This window comes from Virgibacillus sp. LDC1 (assembly GCF_025792345.1).
GTDB lineage: Bacteria > Bacillota > Bacilli > Paenibacillales > Paenibacillaceae > Paenibacillus_AQ > Paenibacillus_AQ lautus.
The window spans coordinates 2,770,486-2,788,535 of sequence record NZ_JAOXLZ010000001.1; the positions used below are offsets into that span (position 1 = coordinate 2,770,486).

17 protein-coding genes are annotated in these 18,050 nt (G+C 49.6%); 6 read left to right on the forward strand and 11 right to left on the reverse strand.

The window, feature by feature from the left end:
* Nucleotides 1–4: 4 nt before the first annotated feature.
* Nucleotides 5–1,057 (reverse strand): LacI family DNA-binding transcriptional regulator, encoded by a 1,053-nt coding sequence (locus OHJ21_RS12220; RefSeq protein ID WP_486020175.1) that lies wholly within the window; start codon nt 1,055–1,057, stop codon nt 5–7.
* Nucleotides 1,058–1,185: 128 nt separating this feature from the next.
* Between OHJ21_RS12220 and OHJ21_RS12225 the strand changes: the two genes are divergently transcribed.
* The 3 genes from OHJ21_RS12225 (at nt 1,186) to OHJ21_RS12235 (ending at nt 4,443) form a co-directional block, all read left to right on the forward strand.
* Nucleotides 1,186–1,932, forward strand: a complete 747-nt coding sequence (locus tag OHJ21_RS12225) for a sulfite exporter TauE/SafE family protein (protein ID WP_486020176.1) — start codon at nt 1,186–1,188, stop codon at nt 1,930–1,932.
* A gap of 184 nt (nt 1,933–2,116) precedes the next feature.
* On the forward strand, nt 2,117–3,160 hold the full coding sequence (locus tag OHJ21_RS12230) for an ROK family protein (protein ID WP_243390756.1): 1,044 nt from the start codon (nt 2,117–2,119) through the stop codon (nt 3,158–3,160).
* Between the two features lie 29 nt (nt 3,161–3,189).
* Nucleotides 3,190–4,443, forward strand: a complete 1,254-nt coding sequence (locus OHJ21_RS12235; RefSeq protein ID WP_326113120.1) for an MFS transporter — start codon at nt 3,190–3,192, stop codon at nt 4,441–4,443.
* Between the two features lie 96 nt (nt 4,444–4,539).
* On the opposite strand, the gene OHJ21_RS12240 is transcribed toward OHJ21_RS12235, so the two are convergent.
* A complete protein-coding gene (locus OHJ21_RS12240; protein ID WP_486020177.1) occupies nt 4,540–6,303 on the reverse strand; it encodes a glycoside hydrolase family 35 protein in 1,764 nt (587 codons plus the stop codon).
* Nucleotides 6,304–6,495: 192 nt separating this feature from the next.
* Here OHJ21_RS12240 and OHJ21_RS12245 point away from each other — a divergent pair, with 192 nt between their 5' ends.
* Both OHJ21_RS12245 and OHJ21_RS12250 read left to right on the forward strand, forming a co-directional pair.
* Nucleotides 6,496–7,410 (forward strand): AraC family transcriptional regulator, encoded by a 915-nt coding sequence (locus OHJ21_RS12245; protein ID WP_100537891.1) that lies wholly within the window; start codon nt 6,496–6,498, stop codon nt 7,408–7,410.
* 135 nt (nt 7,411–7,545) lie between these two features.
* A complete protein-coding gene (locus OHJ21_RS12250; RefSeq protein ID WP_100537892.1) occupies nt 7,546–7,938 on the forward strand; it encodes a DoxX family protein in 393 nt (130 codons plus the stop codon).
* Between the two features lie 216 nt (nt 7,939–8,154).
* Here the strand turns inward: OHJ21_RS12250 and OHJ21_RS12255 are convergent, their stop codons facing one another.
* From OHJ21_RS12255 to OHJ21_RS12280, 6 genes are all read right to left on the reverse strand, one after another.
* Nucleotides 8,155–9,396, reverse strand: coding sequence for an MFS transporter (locus OHJ21_RS12255; protein ID WP_486021036.1), 1,242 nt, complete (start codon nt 9,394–9,396; stop codon nt 8,155–8,157).
* Nucleotides 9,397–9,538: 142 nt separating this feature from the next.
* Nucleotides 9,539–9,736 carry a DUF6171 family protein gene (locus OHJ21_RS12260; RefSeq protein WP_347708112.1) on the reverse strand — a complete coding sequence of 66 codons (198 nt, stop codon included), beginning with the start codon at nt 9,734–9,736 and terminating at the stop codon, nt 9,539–9,541.
* 90 nt (nt 9,737–9,826) lie between these two features.
* Nucleotides 9,827–11,320 (reverse strand): alpha-N-arabinofuranosidase, encoded by a 1,494-nt coding sequence (locus tag OHJ21_RS12265; protein ID WP_486020178.1) that lies wholly within the window; start codon nt 11,318–11,320, stop codon nt 9,827–9,829.
* A gap of 195 nt (nt 11,321–11,515) precedes the next feature.
* Nucleotides 11,516–12,262, reverse strand: a complete 747-nt coding sequence (locus OHJ21_RS12270; protein WP_486020179.1) for an amino acid ABC transporter ATP-binding protein — start codon at nt 12,260–12,262, stop codon at nt 11,516–11,518.
* Nucleotides 12,263–12,277: 15 nt separating this feature from the next.
* A complete protein-coding gene (locus tag OHJ21_RS12275) occupies nt 12,278–12,937 on the reverse strand; it encodes an amino acid ABC transporter permease (protein ID WP_113058793.1) in 660 nt (219 codons plus the stop codon).
* Nucleotides 12,938–13,091: 154 nt separating this feature from the next.
* A complete protein-coding gene (locus OHJ21_RS12280) occupies nt 13,092–13,859 on the reverse strand; it encodes an amino acid ABC transporter substrate-binding protein (protein ID WP_127592358.1) in 768 nt (255 codons plus the stop codon).
* A 282-nt stretch (nt 13,860–14,141) separates the two neighbouring features.
* Between OHJ21_RS12280 and OHJ21_RS12285 the strand changes: the two genes are divergently transcribed.
* Nucleotides 14,142–14,867, forward strand: a complete 726-nt coding sequence (locus tag OHJ21_RS12285) for a hypothetical protein (RefSeq protein ID WP_100537899.1) — start codon at nt 14,142–14,144, stop codon at nt 14,865–14,867.
* A 229-nt stretch (nt 14,868–15,096) separates the two neighbouring features.
* Here the strand turns inward: OHJ21_RS12285 and OHJ21_RS12290 are convergent, their stop codons facing one another.
* The 3 genes from OHJ21_RS12290 to OHJ21_RS12300 form a co-directional block, all read right to left on the reverse strand.
* Entirely contained in the window at nt 15,097–15,612 is a 516-nt protein-coding gene (locus OHJ21_RS12290) for a hypothetical protein (RefSeq protein ID WP_100537900.1), read from the reverse strand.
* A gap of 333 nt (nt 15,613–15,945) precedes the next feature.
* Nucleotides 15,946–16,875, reverse strand: coding sequence for a manganese-dependent inorganic pyrophosphatase (locus tag OHJ21_RS12295; RefSeq protein ID WP_100537901.1), 930 nt, complete (start codon nt 16,873–16,875; stop codon nt 15,946–15,948).
* A gap of 125 nt (nt 16,876–17,000) precedes the next feature.
* Nucleotides 17,001–18,023 (reverse strand): UDP-N-acetylmuramate dehydrogenase, encoded by a 1,023-nt coding sequence (locus OHJ21_RS12300; RefSeq protein ID WP_326120226.1) that lies wholly within the window; start codon nt 18,021–18,023, stop codon nt 17,001–17,003.
* Between the last annotated feature and the right edge of the window lie 27 nt (nt 18,024–18,050).

The following is an 18,050-nucleotide window of genomic DNA, read 5'->3' on the forward strand; positions in this document are numbered from 1 at the left end:
GAGTTCATTCATTTCGATGAAGCGAAGATGCACGGATTACCAGGCGAGTTGGCAGCTGACGGTGAAGCACTGCGTTCGTTTCGTTACCTTCTGGCAGATCGGAGGCTTCCAGCATGCGAAGCACATGCTCTGCTGCAAGGCATCCCAGTTCATAGAACGGAACTCTCACGCTGGTAAGCGGCGGGGTGCACAGCTCGGCGGCTTCCGAATCGTCATACCCGACAAAGGCAGGCATTCGCTCTTCCGAAATGCCTAACGCACGCAGGCCCTGCTGAAGTCCAATCGCCATGCGGTCATTGGCGGCAAATACGGCTTCTATCCGGTCTAACTTCCCGGCGATTAACTCGGCTGCGGCATAACCGCTTTTGCGGCTGAAGTTACCTTCGAACAGCAAAGATTCATCCAGCACGATTCCCGCTTCATTCAGCGCCTGGCTGTACCCCTTCAACCGGTCGCGACTGTTGGAATACTGGGGCGGCCCATTAAGAAATGCAATTTTCTGAAATCCCTGCTGTGTCAAGTGATGAACGGCTTGATAGCTGCCATCCACATGATCGGCATCCATAACGTGAAACGCCTCGCCGTCAAAGTATTGATTAATCAGGCAATATGGGTGATCCGCTTCACTCAGCTGTTTGATGGCCGCACGTTCGCCTTCATCATCCCGGGCGCCAAGAATAATGCAGGCATCGACCTTCTGGGTCCGGAACAGGTTCAAGTAGTCCATCGAACCACCGGGCTCACGGAACAGCATCAATAGGTCATGTTGGCTTTCCAGCGCCTTACTGCCAATACCGCTTAATATCTCGGAAAAATAGTACGCGGAGAATATGCGGGCTTTCGGCAGGTAGGGCATGACAACGCCCAGGTTACCGCTTCTTCGGCGGGCAAAACTTCGGGCAAGCGCACTCGGGGTATACCCAAGCCGATCCGCCGCTTCCAGCACCCGCTGCTTGGTCTCCTCCTTGATGGGTCCGACCCCGTTCAGTACACGGGATACCGTTGCTTCCGAAACGCCGGCAAGCTGTGCTACCTCTTTACGACTAGCGATATTCATCAAGCCTCCTGCAATTTATGTACGCGCGTACATTTTCTCATGGAGCTTCGCTGTTGTCAACTGTCTTAACCTAATTTCATGTATAATGGGGAGATTGAGATTAAACCACGACGAAAGAAGAGACACATATGAGCATTTTCATCACGATGTTATTTCTGGGCGGTCTTCTCGGGTTTGTCGGTGCCGGCGGATCAGGCTTCATTATTGCGCTTCTGGTTACCGTATTTCACATTCCCGTACATACGGCGCTGGGCACTTCCATCGCCGCCATGGTATTCACCATGATCTCCGGTTCCATCAGCCATCTACGGGAAAAGAATTCGATTCTATCCACCGGGCTTGCCGTCGGACTGTTCGGAGCCGTCGGCGCATATGCAGGCAGCTTTGCCGCCCGGCTCATTCCGGAGGACCGGCTGGTATGGTGTACGGCGATCATGCTGTTTTTGTCCGGCCTGCTCATTATGCTCCGGACTCGCATGCAGTTTTCGCCGAAGCCCATGTTGACCTCTATCCGTTCCTCACGATTCTGGGTGATGGCTCTAATCTCCGGCTTAATCACCGGCGGCATGTCCGGCGTATTCGGCATTGGGTCGACTCCATTCATTCAGCTTGCCCTGATGATTCTGTTTAACTTGCCGATTGCGCTGGCCGTAGGCACAACCATGATGGTTATTATGCCGATTGCCCTCTTTGGCGGCATCGGCTACTTCCAAGCAGGGTATATCGACTGGCAGCTGCTGCTGCAGGTCGTTGCCGGTACGATGATCGGTTCGTACATCGGCGCGAAGTTTACAAGCAAAGCGCCAAGAACGCTGCTGCGGTTCTCCATGATCCTTATGCCGATCCTCGGCGGTACCATCATGCTTCTGCGATAATCTTATACCGCTTCTGGAATTAGAGCGTCCGCAACCCTTATCCTTTGTTGCGAACGTTCTTTTTCTGTCCTCCGGATACCCTCGAATTTCAAGCAGCAAAATTGTTCTTGCACCATGTTTTCAGATGTGCCATAATCATCTCCAGACACTTATTAAACCTGTTTAAAAAGAGAGGGAAGTGGTGATGACAACGCGCAAAGAAGCTTTACCCACACCGCAATCCATGAAATATGCCGTGCGGCGCGCGCTCCGCGCTTCCCTGCTGGAGCTCGGCAGCGGAACCAAAGTAGAGCTGAGTGATAGGCTCGGCATCAGCTTTCCTACGGTGAGCAAAGTTCTGGAACAGATGGCGCAGGAAGGCGAAGTTACCCTGCTCGGATTGGATGAGTCCAGCGGCGGCAGGCGTGCAAACCGCTACGCTTTTAACCCGGACTATATGCTGGGTCTCGCCGTTTATTATGAGAAGGAGCGGAGCGTATACACCATTTTTAATTGGAACGGCGATCTGGTCGAACAAAAAGCAGAAGAAGGCATACTCCAGCTTGGACCGGAAGCGCTGGCTTCCCAGCAAAGAAGCTGGATCCGCCGTTATCCGAAGATCCGCACGATCGCCGTCGGCATGCCGGCTGCGGTGCGTGATGGCGTTATTTTTCACGTTCCGTTGTATGGGACATTCCAGGATTTCGACCTCAAATCTTACCTGGAGAACCTGTTCTCCATTCCTGTCATTGTGGAGAATGACATGAATGCGGCCGTGCTTGGCTATCAGAATCTGAGCCGCTCGGAGGAGGCCTCCCTTGTATACGTGTATCTCGGACACAATGGACCGGGGGCGGGACTGCTGATCAACGGAAACGTCGTTCGGGGCAAGTCGTTCTTTACGGGGGAGATCGGTTATGTACCGATGAGCAAAGACAACAATTTTCACGATGTATTGGATCGCAAAAGTTCCGTCATGAGCCGTCTCATCGAGCCGGATGAGGAGCAAATCGATGCGTTAAGCCGATTAAGTGCCGCCTTCACCGCGATTCTCAATCCGGACGCCATTCTGTGGTGTGAGCATAACCTCCTGCCCTCTACCCTGCTCTCCATCAAAGACCGGGCTTCCGCCTACGTACCGGAACGGCATCTGCCCGACATGCTGCTTCGCGAGTGGGAACATGACTACATAGCCGGCCTGCAGCGGCTTGCTCTGGACATGATGATATCCGATACAAGTGCAATGTAAAATTCAACGATGACGATTGGGGAATAACCGTGAATACAGACCTTCAAACGAAAACAAAACCTAAATTCAGCAAAGACTACACCCTTCATTTAGCAACCATTTTTCTCGGCTTTATCATTTTCGGAATTTCGGAAAATATTAAGGGGCCCGCCATTCCAAGGATTCAATTCGATTTCCACCTGGATGAAATGCAGATCGGCACCTTGCTATCGCTGAACGCGCTCGGGTACTTGATTGCCTGCTCTTTCACCGCGCTGTTAACCCGGAAGATCGGGATCAAGTGGGTCAGTATGGCTGCCTTCGGTTCGATGGCCATCTCGGGTGTGTTCATCTTCCTGTCGCACAGCTACCCGATGTTTACCGCATCCTACTTCTTCATGTACATTGGAAACGGTATGCTGGAGATCGGCCTCGCCATTTTGGCGGCCCGGATCTTTGTGCGAAACACAGGCACGATGATGAACCTGTCCCATTTCTTCTACGGAATCAGTTCAACCGTGGCACCAATGATTGCATCCGGCCTCATGACGGTAACCGTGTTTAATCACACGCTGGACTGGCGGGGCATGTATCTGGCCATGCTGATGTTATCCATACTGCCGATGATACCGGCACTCATGAGTAAGTTTCCCGGGGACGATCTATCCGAAACGGAACGAACTCCGCTCAAGTTATTAGTTAAAGATCCCGCGCTGTGGCTTGTTGTCATGATTCTATCCTTCGGTGTCGTATCGGAGATGGCCGTTGGCGGTTGGCTCGTAAACTTTCTTGAAAAATCGTACAAATGGGAACCTACGGCTGCAGCCGGGATGCTGTCCGCCTTCTTCCTTTGCTTCTCGGCAGCACGCCTGCTGCTTGGCCCAATAACGGACCGGATCGGCTTCACGCTGTCCATTATCATCCTGTCCGCGTTGACCGGAGTATGTACGTTTGTCGCGATCTTTGGCGGGGAATCCTATGCCTTCCTGTTCGCGGCTGCAGGCATTGGAATTGCTCCGATTTATCCAACGGTCATGGCTCTAATTGCCAAAAGATATCCGAAAGAGAGCGACACCGCGATTACGTTCATCGTTACCATGATGGGAATCGGCAGCGTTATCGGCAATTACGCTATCGGAGCGATCACGAACGGATTCAAGCAAATGTACGGCAGCGGAACAGAACTCGGTTTGCTGCGCGGGCTGCAGGCCGGCTATGGCTTCATCGGATTGTGTGCCATCCTATGCTCACTCTTTGGCATCATTCTGTACCGTTATTTAAAAGTCCGTAAGCAGTTGGTCTAACCCTATGATTCCTTGAAACATAAAAGGGAGCCCTCTCATGACCACAAGAGGGCTCCCTTTTTATTCATTACTATCCTTTGTCTACCCACACCCTAATTAGCCCAAGTCGGGTTGATCGACAAGTTCGATGCTGGTTGTTTCGGTATGATGGAGTTCAAACACCAAGATTTCATTGCGGCCCTGCTTCAGCAGTGGTCCAGGCAGATAAAGCGCAGCCTGCGGTCCCTGTTCCCAGTAACGCCCCAGGTTAAAGCCATTGACCCAGACCACTCCTTTTCCCCATCCGTCCAAGCGGATAAACGTATCTCCAATGTCATCCACCGCGAATTCACCCCGATAGAAGGTAGGACGATCCTGCGTTTCAAGCGGACCCTCCAGCGGTTGAAACAGTGCCGCATTCGGATGTTCAAGCGGCAAAGGATAGATGCTCCAGTCATACAGGAACTGGTTGTTCATCCGGACTCCCTCGGTGATCCCTTTATAGTCCTTCAGCTTCGGGCCGTAATTAATACGCCCCATATTCTCGACAACGATCTCCAGCTTCGCCCCGGCTGCCGGAACATCGATCTGCAGGGCTTGGGGATTCCAGCGTTCAACCGTCCCCTGATACTTACCGTCCAGGAATACCTGGGCCCGGTCATGCACCTCTTGTAGATACAGCGATTCTCCTTGACGAGGTCCGGAGATATCCGTTGCATAAACGATGAAGCCATAGCTTTGACCCAGCAGTTCCATCGGTACAGGTGTCGTACTTTTCACCGGCTCGGATAGCACCGGCAGATGCTCCAACAAGTCGGCATAATGGGTCATGCGAACCGAACCATAGCTTTTTTTCTTGACGGGCTGAGGCAGACTTGGGAAATCGGAGGGCTCTTTCCCCTGATGCTTCGCAATCGTGCTGCGAATAGCCTCGAATTTAGCTGTTACATCCCCGGACTCCGAAAGAGGCGCATCATAATCGTAGCTGGTTATCGTCGGCTCATACTTCTCGTGGAAATTCGCCCCGTTATAAAATCCGAAATTCGTTCCGCCATGAAACATATAGAAGTTCACGGATGCATTCAAGTCCAGCATCTCCTTGAACACAGCGGCGGCATCATCCGCGTCCCGGGTATGATGCGGTTTCAGCCAATGATCAAACCAGCCATTCCAGTATTCCATGCACATCAGAGGGTCTTCCGCGCGATATTCCCGCAGTTTATCAAACGCCTCCTTCGTTCTTGAACCGAAATTGACGGTGGCGAGCACCCCCGGAACGGTTCCGCCTTGCAGCATGCCGTCGGTGGGACCATCCGAAGTGAACAGCAGTACATCTACGCCCCGCTTGACCAAGCCATCCTTCAAATACTCCAGATATGCCGTATCATTTCCGTAGCTCCCGTACTCGTTCTCGATTTGCATGGCAATCACCGGACCTCCCTTGGAGGTTAATAACGGAACCAGCCGCGGAATCAGCTCATCATAATAATGATCAACCTTCTCCAGAAACACCGGATCCATGCATCGGAGATGAATATCCGGATACTGCAGCAGCCAGGACGGAAGCCCTCCAAATTCCCATTCGGCGCATATGTAAGGGCTCGGCCGAAGTATCACATGCAGCCCGAGATCACCGGCGATTTGGACAAATTTCTCCAAGTCGGCGATGCCATCAAACGCAAATTGTCCTTCCTTGGGTTCATGCAAATTCCACGGAATATAGCTTTCCACGGTGTTCAATCCACAACTTTTCAGCTTCATCAGTCTGTCTTCCCAATATTCCGGTACGATCCGAAAATAATGTACGGCACCTGACAGAATCTGTATCGGCTCATCCCCGAGCACGAACTGTTGATTAACCGCTTTCAATTGAGCTTTCATATCCTGTTTCCTCCCTGCTCGTATCATTTCGCTTGCTATTGTCATCATCTATCAAAACCTCGTGCGGCTCAATCTCCAAATGGATCATTCTTTATACCTTTTGTGCCGAATTTTCCAATTCGCATGATCCTATTATGATAAAATAGATGGCATAATCAATGGAATTTTCGATGCCAAAGGAGCCTGCCCATTATGGATATCGCTTTTCGCTTTCCCAATATGATTCACACGCTTCAGGTAACGGGATGCCATTTTGATTCCCAGCCGCCCGGCTGGAGTTATCCGAGGCATCATCATCACCTGTTCGAGCTGCTGTACTGTCTGGAAGGCGAGGTCTTGCAGGAAATTCATCGTGAGTCCTTTACGCTGCGGCAAGGGGAATGGCTTCTGATCAAATCCGGGGTGCCCCATCAAACAACTAATCTGGCCAACAGACCGTATGGATACTTCAATGTTCATTTTGATCTCGATGATCAGGAAATTCGGAGCTCATTGTCCGCTGCCCCTTACCGCCACATTCGTCAACAGGAAAGCGAGCACAGCAATCTGAATACATACGTAAAAGAGCTGGAGGGGATCGTTCGGCGCAGTCAGCCGGCAGCCCAATCGCATCTCTCGGAGAATCCGAGAGCCGAATACAATCTTACCTTTGAAGACAGACTGCTGCTCCAATCCTATACATTGCTTATCATCCACGATGTGCTCTCTCTTCTGAAGGTGCAGGACCAAGTCAAGCTGCCTTCGTCGACACAGGCTGTATCAGGCTCGCACAAACCGCCTTCCTTGCTTGCTGCCGATGCAGCGCATGCCATTGAAGAGAAACTATCATCGGGGCTCACAGAGGAAATCTCTGTCGCAGCGGTATCCAAAGAGCTTAATTTAAGCCGCAGCCAATGCAGCAAGTTGTTTCGCCAGGTTTACGGAATATCACCAAGACAATATATCAGCCGTCAAAAGCTCACCCTAGCCAAGGAGCTGTTGGTCACGACCCATCTGCCAATGACGGCGATCGCCGACAAACTCGGATTTCGCTCAGCCAGCCACTTTTCAAGGCAATTCCGCCGCTGGACCGGGCAGTCGCCGACGGAATACCGTCCAAAACACTAAATAGTGGAATTTGATTATTTTTAGTAAGTTACTTGACAATTAACAGCATTGTTGAGTATGATACAATCTATAGTTTCAGCTATACAAAAGTTAGTTGATAACAAATTTAAAAATAATAAGGAGCTGTTACCATTCATGCGTAGTTATTCTTCTACGGGTACTTTCATCATTCGGGTTATTCTGGGGGTCATCTTTTTGGCTCACGGTTTGGATAAATTCCAGAGCGGCATCGGAAATATCGAGGGCTTTTTCGCCAGTTTGGGAATCCCCGCATTTATGGCAACCGTTGTGGCCATTATCGAAATTGTGGGTGGTATTGCACTGATTATCGGTTTGGGAACGAGAATTGCCTCTCTTGTTCTTGGCATTGTGCTTGTCGTTGCTATTTTTCAGGCCAAGCTGGGCATGGGCTTCCTGGGTGGCTATGAATTGGATATAGCGCTGCTGGCAATGGCTGTTCACCTTGCCCTTAGCGGCAGCAGCCTGCTCTCGGTTGATTCGTTGTTCAGCAAGAAGAATAAAGCCTAAAGTAATCGCAAAGGCTCGCCGGTAATCCGAGGCGACACCTCATTTAAGAAAAACGTCTATCGACGTACTCTCAAAGAGGACAGACCGCGTTTAGCGGTAGTTTTTCTTGCGATATCAGGCAGCAGATCCTTCGAAGTTTCTATATCTTAAAGAAAGCCGTACCTGACGATCAGTCTCCCATGATCCTGATCCAGGTACGGCTCTTTTTATAACATGTTATGAAAAGTTGCTGCCGCACGTTTCTGCCTCTAAAGCCGAATTCCTTTGCAATCTCAGGAGCGTAAACGACAATCCTGCGGATATCGCAATACAGATTGAACCTGCAATGTACACCATGCGAATGCCGAGTGTATCCGCAATTAGACCAATTATGGCAATCGATAAACTCGTTACCGTGGATAGCAAGATATCACGCGAAGCGTAAATTTTCGGCAGACTCTCTTGATTTACACTGGATTGGAGCGCGGTTTGCTGAGCCACATCCCGCAGCTGGTAGGCCGGTCCCATTGCTATACACAGGATCAAAGCCACGATCGGGATACTGTTCAGGCCATACCACAGGGTAAGCAAACTGAACACCGCGGAACCTACGGCCATGCATGGAATCAGATTCTTCTGGATAAAGGAAGACAGCAGCAGCATCAGTAACCCACCCACAATGGCGCCTACATAATAACTGGCGTTAATGAATCCCCACCAAGCTTCGCCTTGATGCAGCACTTCCTTGACATACACCAGCGTGATCGCTCCTACCCAGATGGTTCCGGCAATCCCTTCAATCATATCCATCATCGTGACGATTCTTAATGTAGGATTTCTCCACAGGTAGAACCAGCCTTCACGAATCACTTCCCAGCTTGGTTTCGCTCGTCCAGCTGCAGCCGGTTCCTTCGCCTTCATGGAGCGCGCTGCGATCCAAAGGGAAAAGACGGATACCCAGATGAGTACACAGCTCATGATTAAAGTCGGCATATGTCCAAACCGTACAACTAGAAAGCCCGTAAAGGTATATCCTGCAATCTGCAAGGATTGGCTGGTCACGGATAGTGAGCTGTTGGCCTTAACCAATCGGTCAGGTGCAACTAGTCTCGGAACCATGGACTGGATGAGCGGGTTTCCCCATCCTTCGGTAAAAGCAATGAACAAGATAAACATACATAGTATGGAAACCTCAGATGATATGTATGGAAATGCAATGACCAATGCGGTTAACAACAGAGCTTTCATGACTTGAAGCCTTACCAGAAGCTTGGAGAAGCCGAATTTCTCCATGACAAGCGGAGCCGTAAGACCGGCGACAAACCGTGCGACTGCGTTAAACAGCGGGAACAACGCGGCAATAAAGGCCGATCCGGATTCTTGATACATAAAGGTAGTCAGTACCATAATGTAGACAACGCCTGCCAGCGAAATGCTCGAGTGCGCGGTCCAGTAGTATAGAAAGCTCCCTCTTTTCATGTTCACACCCTATCCTGCTGATCTTTTTTCTAATAGTCATAACATAGGTTGAAAGTTTCTGTAAAGATAACGGAAAGTCACCCATACGAAAAAAAGCCTGCTCCCATGATCCATCCATGAGAGCAGACTTACTATAACTCGGCTATGAAGCACTATGGGCAACCGACCAACGGTCCTGCCCCGGATAAGGACATCGCTTGTCTTTCAGCTTTGCAGTGATCTGTACGATGCAGCCGCACAGCGTGCAGGTCGTGTCCCCTTGCAGCTTTGGACAAGAGAAGCACGCACGAAGACGGGCATCATACTCACCATCCGGCACGCAGCGGTCAGACGTAAACATAGGAGAAGATAGGACGCGCGTAATTTGTTCCTCGTTAACCCGGTAATCGTCATGACAACCTTTACACCGATTATCCGCCATCCCCTTCGTTTATCCTGCCGTGATCTCGAGAACGGTAACGGACATCGGTGCCAGCTTGGCACGCAGAACGTCGCCTTCCTGTTCAAAAGCATGGAATGCAGCCGGCTTCAGGGTCTCCGGCGATTCAAAGGTGTTATGGGCGTCCAGCGAATCGGAGGCAAGCTGCCGGCCTACGATCTTGGACACCGATCCGCTTAATCCCCGAAGCTGAATCGTCACGTCACTTTGCTCCACATGACTCACATTACACAGACTCACATGGATTTTGCCGGCTTGATCCTTCGAAGCCGTTACGGATACTTGCGGAATCTTCTCGCCGTCCATCTCATAATCAGCGCCGCTGTAGTGGGTAGCCAAACGTTCTGCATCCTGATGCACTTTATACATATCAAACACATGATAGGTTGGAGTAAGAATCATCTTCTCGCCTTCGGTTAAAATGACGGACTGCAGTACATTGACAATCTGCGCAATGTTCGCCATGACCACCCGATCATTATGCTCGTGGAAGATATTCAGCGTTAAACCCGCCACCAGAGCATCACGGATCGTATTCTGCTGATACAGGAAGCCCGGATTGGTGCCAGGCTCAACGTCAAACCAGGTCCCCCACTCGTCTACAATAAGGCCGATCCGCTTGTTAGGATCATACTGGTCCATGATTGCCGAATGTCTTGTAATCAATTCATCCATATGAAGCGCCTTCTTCATCGTGGTGAACCATTCCTGTTCGCTGAATCCGGTAGCAGCGCCTTTGCCCGTCCAGAATTCGCCTGGAATGGTGTAATAGTGAAGACTGATGGCATCCATGAACGGATGTGCTTCTCGCATCACGATTTCCATCCAGCGGTAATCATCCACGTTCGGGCCGCAGGCAATCTTATAGATCTTGTTGTCGCCATAGTTGCGAACATAAGTCTGATAGCGTCTGTACAGATCCGCATAATACTCCGGCCGCATATTGCCGCCGCAGCCCCAGTTCTCGTTCCCGACGCCAAAATATTTGACATTCCATGGCTTCTCGCGGCCATTCTCCTGGCGCCATGCGGCCATCGGCGACACACCATCAAAGGTCATATATTCAACCCATTCCGACATTTCCTGCACGGTGCCGCTGCCGACATTGCCCGATATGTATGGTTCACAACCCAGAAGCTCGCAAAGACGCAGGAATTCGTGGGTGCCAAAATGGTTGTTCTCCACAACGCCGCCCCAGTGCGTATTGACCATTTGCTTCCGATTCTCTCGCGGACCGACGCCGTCCTTCCAGTGGTACTCGTCGGCAAAACAACCGCCAGGCCAGCGCAGCACCGGTATTTTAAGCTGTTTCAGCGCCTCCAGTACGTCATTGCGGATCCCCTCCGTATTCGGAATCGGTGAATCCTCCCCCACCCATATGCCCTCATAAATGCAGCGACCCAGATGTTCGGAGAAATGACCATAAATATTGCGGTTGATCTTGCCTTTGGATAAATCCGAATGAATGGTAATAACATGACTCATGACTTATTCCGCTCCTCGCCGTTATTTTATAGATGTTTATATGAAACAGTTTAATAATCTTTAAAACAATGATATCGACCAAACCGTATTCCGTCAACCCGTAATTTAAACGCTTTCACGAAATAGCCTTATTTTTCACCAATAAAAAAACCGGCCCAAGCCGATCTTCCGATCGGGCTCTGAGCCAGTCTCTCTTCAACGCGTCGCCCGGATTAAAAATTCCCGGGTCCGCTCTGCCTTCGGTTGGTTAAATATTTGATCCGGCGTGCCGGATTCGACGACCTGTCCGTTATCCATGAAGATAATTCGGTCCGCCACTTCTTTGGCAAAACTCATCTCATGCGTGACGATCACCATCGTCATATGCTCCTCGGCCAGCTGCTTGATAACCGCCAGCACCTCGCCGGTCAGCTCGGGATCCAGCGCCGATGTCGGTTCGTCAAACAGCATGATGTCCGGATTCATCATCAGTGCTCTCGCAATGGCCACACGCTGCTTCTGTCCGCCCGACAGATTCCCGGGGTATACATCTGCTTTATCAGATAAACCGACCTTCTTCAGTAGAGCGGCGCTGTTTAACCTAACTTCTTCCTTTGATTGTTTCTTTACATGTTTAGGTGCCAGTCCCAGATTCTCCTCTACCGTGAGATGAGGAAACAGGTTGAAATGCTGGAATACCATGCCCATCCTGGATGTGATCGCTTTGATCCCCGGCGGGCTGGCATACACGCCATCCTTCACGAGATATTGATCCTGCAGCTTGATCGATCCGCCATTAATCTCCTCCAGATGCACCAGGCTCCGGAGCATGGTGCTCTTACCCGAACCGGAAGGTCCGATGACGGCAATCACTTCATTCTTCTGAATTTCAAAGCTGACGTCCTTCAGCACGTCCAGCTGGCCGAAGGATTTTTTTACATGGGTTACTTCGATAATTGCCATTACACGACAGTCCTTCTATTCATATTTAAATCGGCGTTCCAGAAACTTAAACAACATGGTTAACACTAGCGTCATTAGCAGGTATATTACACCTGCAATGAAAAACGGCATAATCGTGACATCGCGATTGACCGCCGTATAGGCGAAGTGCAGTAACTCCGGAACCGCTACGGCATACAGCAGCGCCGTATCTTTTACCAGCGTAATGGATTCGTTGGATACCGCCGGCAGGGCTACGCGAAACATTTGGGGCAGAATTACTTTCGTGGTCGTTTGCCAACGGTTCAGACCCAGCACCTTGGACGCTTCATATTGACCCTTGTCAATCGCCAAAAGGCCTCCCCGGAAGATTTCCGCAAAATAAGCGGCATAGTTTAGCACAAATGCCAAACATGCGGCTACAAAACGGTCCAGAACGAGATACTCTCCGATCACGGGCAGCACTGGCAGCCCGAAACAAAAGAACAACAGCTGCAGCAGCAGCGGGGTACCACGAAACACATAAATATAGGCATTGGCCAACCAAGCCAGCGGCTTGATTGCGCTTCGAACCATTAACGTGAACACAAACCCGAGCGGGATAGAGACCAGGATAGCAATTAAAAACAACAGTATCGTGGTCTGTGCGCCCTCCAGCATCGGTTTGCCGATTTGAACAATGTAATCCATACTCATATACGCTTAACTCCTAATGGAAAAACTTCTTGAGATGCTTGAAGTTCTTCAAAAATATCGTAGACCCATGGGGAACACAAAACCGGAGCCTTTGGTCAAAGTCCGGTTTCTTGGAATACCTATGAAAGGATGAATACCATCCTTGTGAAGCATTTTACTTCAACACTTTGTTTTCGCCAAACCATTTCTCGGAAATCTTGGCTGCCGTACCATCGGCATTCATTTCGTCCAGTGCTTTTTGCAGGCTTTGAAGCAGCTCCTCGTTGCCTTTTTTAACCCCGATCCCGTACTGCTCCGGCGCCAGGGATTCCTCAAGAATCTTATATATTCCCTCTTCCTTGGACATGAAGTATTTCATGACGACTTCGTCTATGACCACAGCCTCTACGCGCCCATTCTTCAAATCGCTCAGAGCCAGCATATTGTCAGGGAATTCGTTGATCTTCTTCACTTGCGTGTGAATCTCGTTGGCGCTTAACGCATCAGCAGCCGAGGACAGTGACTGCAATCCGATCTCTTTGCCTGCCAAATCGCTGATCGAAGTTATATCCGAATCAGCCAGCACAGCGACGACCTGGCTATTCTCCAGATAAGGCTTGGTGAACAACACTTTCTCCTTGCGCTCATCGGTGATGGTATAGCCGTTCCATATCAAGTCAATGCGGCCGCTGCTAAGTTCGGACTCCTTCGATTTCCAGTCAATAGGCTGGAACTTGACTTCCTTGCCCATCTTCTCAGCTGCTGCACGAGCATAATCGATATCAAAGCCGACAATTTCATTGCTCTCGTCACGAAAGCCCATGGGCGCAAACTTGTCATCGATTCCGACAACCAGCTCATTGCCACCGCTTGCTGAGCTTGAACAGCCGACTACGGTTAATAAAAGCATGAAGCCTGCTAATACTGATGCTATCTTTTTCACCAAAAAATCCCCCTCGTAGACATTAAACGCAGCCAAATTCAGGATGTAGAGGAATCCATATCCTATGCAAAACTGCTTTTTCACTTTAGTACGTTATCAAGACTCCATGATACCATATTAGCAGAGAAGAGTCGATAGTTTCATAGAATGGCCAATTTTCACCACCCGATATGAAATTTATGTATTTTCATCCTATTTTAAGGTTATTTTAAGGATGATTTCAGTTTAGCGGGAAAGAATGAAGAACTGTAAGACCAACATCTAGAAAGGCGGTAAACAACAATGACAACCCACTTGAAGTCAGTGAAGCGACTGGTGCTTGTCGCCATCGCTGTAGTCATGGGCCTCGCTTATCTTCCCGTCTCGGTCTCGGCGGAACCGATCGGACAGCAAACCGAATCACCGGCTGTTCCTTCTTCCAAAGACGAACGCGGGCAACATAAACCCGGTCATATGTTCAAGGCAATCTCCGAATTTCTGAAGCTGGAACCGCAAGTTCTTCGAGATAAACTCAAAACCTCGACGCTCGCGGAGATCGCCAAGGAACAAGGTATATCTAGAGATGCCATGAAAGCCAAGATCGTTGAGCTGTTGAAGGATAAAATCTCCTCGCATCCGAAGCAGCTGGGCAAATCCATCGATTACTCCGCTGCGGCTGACAAGCTGCTTGACGCCAAAGGCGGATGGCATCAGCAGCGGATGCACCAGCGTCATGGCCGGCTGATCTCGGATAGCGCCGAACTGGCCAAGCTTCTGAAGACGACACCGGAAGCACTCAAGCAGTCGCTCCAATCCGGAAAATCACTGGCTCAGATCGCGAAGGAGCAAGGCGTGCCCGTCCAGTCCGTCATTGATCAACAAGTCGAGGCACTCACGAAGCGCCTGGATCAGAAGTTGACCGAAGGCAAGCTGACGAAGGAAGAATACGAGGATCGCAAATCCAGAATTGCTCCATTTGTCAGCGATGTGGTGAATGGCAAACTCAAACCGATGAAACACAGCCGGTAAAGTTCCCGCTTGCGCTTGACCCTTTGGTCATTGGATAAGAGAAACGTCTATCGACGTACTTTCTCAGTAGACAGACCGCATGTAGCGGAAGTTTTTCTTGCGAGATAAGGATGCTAAGCCACGGATGTTTATACTTTCTTATCTCTTAACACAAGAGCCGCTCCATCGGTTAGGAATAACCAATGGGAAGCGGCTCTTTATCATTCGTATATTCTATTTATCATCCATATTAAGGCACGTATTGTTGGATCATCTTCACAACGACGCCATCTTCAATGGTGATATGAAACGGAAACCATTTCATGTCTACGATATCATCCTTTTTGTAGATGTTCGTGAATTTGTCCAGGCTTACCATCTGGTTCCAGGAAATTTGAGCATCCTCATACCGTCCGGTATGATCGTACAACTGAAGCAACACTTCTGCATCGTCTGCCACAGGAAGTTCAATCTGTTCTTCCGTATCGTTTACGATATAATAGCCGTCCGGAGCCTCCGTCATCTCAGGGTCCTGCTCCCGTTCGCGGAACACCTGATTCGCTTCTTCTCCCTCGTACCATTCAATCGGATCGACTTGCAGATAGACTTTGCCGTCTCTAATCTCAAGCCCGTTGATATAGACAGCTTCCTGATTCGAAGCTTTCGGAACCGGCTCATAATTGTTGCCTGAGGCTACGCCAACGGTTGTCATCATGATCAGTACCAGCAGCATCATTGCTCCCAATTTCCAAGCCGACTTCTTCATCTTCTCATCGCTCCCTCTTCATCCTTCTATTGAATAGATTCAGCTCGTGAACCCAACCCGACATTGTTCATTAAACATGATTAACCCAATTCCTGGATATTTGAAACGTATATGTATTTTATCATTTATATCTTTATTATAAGAGCCCACTTGGTAAAAAGGATGTCAATTCGATGTAAATTCATTACAATATTTCAATCTTCGTAAGCGCTTAAGTATGGGAACGATGAAGGATCTTCTGTTATGGATGAACCAGGAAACACCCACAATATAAAACAAGCCCACCCCGCTGATTCCTCAGTCGATGGCAGGCTTGTTGATACTCACCCTATATTATTGATTGAATGCTTCGGTCAGAACAGGAACGATCTGCGATTTGCGGGAAACCACACCTTTAAGAAGGGCCTTGTTCTCTGACAGAGACACATTATATGCTTTCTCAACAGCTTTGGACTCTTTACCGAGTGCAAGAGCGATCGAATCGTTGTTCAGGATATCCGTCACAACGAAGACGAACAGGTCAAGATTTTTGTCGGCGATAATCGCTTGAATCGCATCTTCGAGTTCGGCTTGACGGGACAATACATCATTGGTATCGACCGCGTTAACCTGGGCGATTTCCACTTTGGCTCCGCCCATTTGGAATTCCTTGGCGTCCAGGGAGATCAATTGCGCGATGGTTTTGTCGCTCAGATCGGCACCTGCCTTGAGCATCTCCAATCCATAGCTGTCCGCATCCACGCCAGCGATCTCAGCCAGCTCGCGAGCTGCTGCGATATCTTCGTCCGTGCAGGTTGGGGATTTGAACAACAAGGAGTCCGAGATGATGGCGGACAGCATCAGGCCAGCAATTTCTTTGCGAACGGCCACACCTTTTTCCTTGTAGATCTTGTTCAGAATGGTAGCTGTGCAGCCGACAGGCTCAGCACGGTAGTATAACGGATGGCTTGTCTCAAAATTCGCGATGCGGTGATGGTCGATAACCTCAATCACGCGAACCTGATCAATGTCGCTTGCGCTTTGCTGACGCTCGTTATGGTCCACGAGAATAACCTCTTGCGCTTCGTTTGCAACCGTCTCAACGAAACGAGGTGCTTCTACCTTAAAGTAATCGAGCGCATATTGCGTTTCACCGTTAACGTCTCCTAGACGTACAGGCTCGGCGGAAAGGCTCAGCTGGTTCTTCAAATCAGCATAAGCAATAGCAGAGCAGATCGTGTCCGTATCCGGATTTTTGTGTCCAAAAATTAATGTTTTAGCCATGTGTAATGCCCCTCTCGCAACAAGAATTTCATCGTTTATATCGATAAACAGATGATCACCTATCTGATTATATCGTTAAATTCTACTTATTCCAATTCCTTTACAGAGATTATTTTCCGGCTGTGTTATACCAGTACAATTTCCGGTTCCGGAACGAATCCAAAATGGTTGTTAATCGACTCCGAGATCAGATTCATCAAGTACAGGATGTCCGTTGCTTTGGCATGCTTCTGGTTCAGAATCATGTTACCGTGATGCGGAGAGATGATCGCGCCGCCATATTCGGTTCCTTTCATATTCAGCTGATCCACAAGCGAGCCGACGGCTACCCCGTAATCATAATTATTTTTGAATACGGAACCGCAGGACGGGTAATCGAAATGGCGTTTACTCGTCCGGTACTTGATGATGTCAAGCATCGACTGGGGCGTCTCAATTCCCCTTCCTGCCAACGCGTGTACCTCACCCAGGAAGAATGAGAAAAAGGATGGCAATGATGATGGATGGCTGCCGCGAGTTTTCCACTCCGTAAGCAGCTCAGACGTCATGCTGATCTGCTCCTCCGAGCTGACCGGAATATTGAGATCGGCCCCTACGATGATCCAAGGGTGCTGCTGGAAGATGGATTGCTTGTATGCAAATAAACAGTCCGCCACGGTAATGGACTGTACCTTTAAGCTCGAATCCATCGTATCAATATAATAGACTGTATCCAGAATATCGCAGATTTGGCGCGCATTATATTTGGCGTTCATATAGATGCCGGCCCCTACGCAGCCAGGGAGCAAAAAAGTAAAGTCGAGCAAATCCGTTCCGCCCATTAAACCCATTAAGGACAGCAAAGACATCGGCGCGCCGGATGAAACGTACCATTTATCTCCCGACACCCGCAGCTCCACCAGGTTTTTGAGCGATATAAACACCAGATCATGCTTCGGTTCATCCGGGAACAGGATATTGGAGCCCATTCCAAAGATGTACCATGGCATCCCGCGTTTCCTGCAGTCCTGCAGGAGATCCGCCAGATCATTTGCCGTTTCAGGCAGGGCCAGATAATTGGCTGAACCGCCGATCCCATACGTCGAAAAAGCAGACAGCTCCACATTGCGCTTGCACAATCGGTCTATAGCAGATGTATGTAAAGTCATCGTAGACATGTCACTCCCTATTCTTCA

Coding starts and splice junctions, on each gene's coding strand:
- OHJ21_RS12220 (WP_486020175.1), bottom strand. CDS start 1,057: ATGAATATCGCTAGTCGTAAAGAGGTAGCACAGCTTGCCGGCGTTTCG.
- OHJ21_RS12225 (WP_486020176.1), top strand. CDS start 1,186: ATGAGCATTTTCATCACGATGTTATTTCTGGGCGGTCTTCTCGGGTTT.
- OHJ21_RS12230 (WP_243390756.1), top strand. CDS start 2,117: ATGACAACGCGCAAAGAAGCTTTACCCACACCGCAATCCATGAAATAT.
- OHJ21_RS12240 (WP_486020177.1), bottom strand. CDS start 6,303: ATGAAAGCTCAATTGAAAGCGGTTAATCAACAGTTCGTGCTCGGGGAT.
- OHJ21_RS12245 (WP_100537891.1), top strand. CDS start 6,496: ATGGATATCGCTTTTCGCTTTCCCAATATGATTCACACGCTTCAGGTA.
- OHJ21_RS12250 (WP_100537892.1), top strand. CDS start 7,546: ATGCGTAGTTATTCTTCTACGGGTACTTTCATCATTCGGGTTATTCTG.
- OHJ21_RS12255 (WP_486021036.1), bottom strand. CDS start 9,396: ATGAAAAGAGGGAGCTTTCTATACTACTGGACCGCGCACTCGAGCATT.
- OHJ21_RS12260 (WP_347708112.1), bottom strand. CDS start 9,736: ATGTTTACGTCTGACCGCTGCGTGCCGGATGGTGAGTATGATGCCCGT.
- OHJ21_RS12265 (WP_486020178.1), bottom strand. CDS start 11,320: ATGAGTCATGTTATTACCATTCATTCGGATTTATCCAAAGGCAAGATC.
- OHJ21_RS12270 (WP_486020179.1), bottom strand. CDS start 12,262: ATGGCAATTATCGAAGTAACCCATGTAAAAAAATCCTTCGGCCAGCTG.
- OHJ21_RS12275 (WP_113058793.1), bottom strand. CDS start 12,937: ATGAGTATGGATTACATTGTTCAAATCGGCAAACCGATGCTGGAGGGC.
- OHJ21_RS12285 (WP_100537899.1), top strand. CDS start 14,142: ATGACAACCCACTTGAAGTCAGTGAAGCGACTGGTGCTTGTCGCCATC.
- OHJ21_RS12290 (WP_100537900.1), bottom strand. CDS start 15,612: ATGAAGAAGTCGGCTTGGAAATTGGGAGCAATGATGCTGCTGGTACTG.
- OHJ21_RS12295 (WP_100537901.1), bottom strand. CDS start 16,875: ATGGCTAAAACATTAATTTTTGGACACAAAAATCCGGATACGGACACG.
- OHJ21_RS12300 (WP_326120226.1), bottom strand. CDS start 18,023: ATGACTTTACATACATCTGCTATAGACCGATTGTGCAAGCGCAATGTG.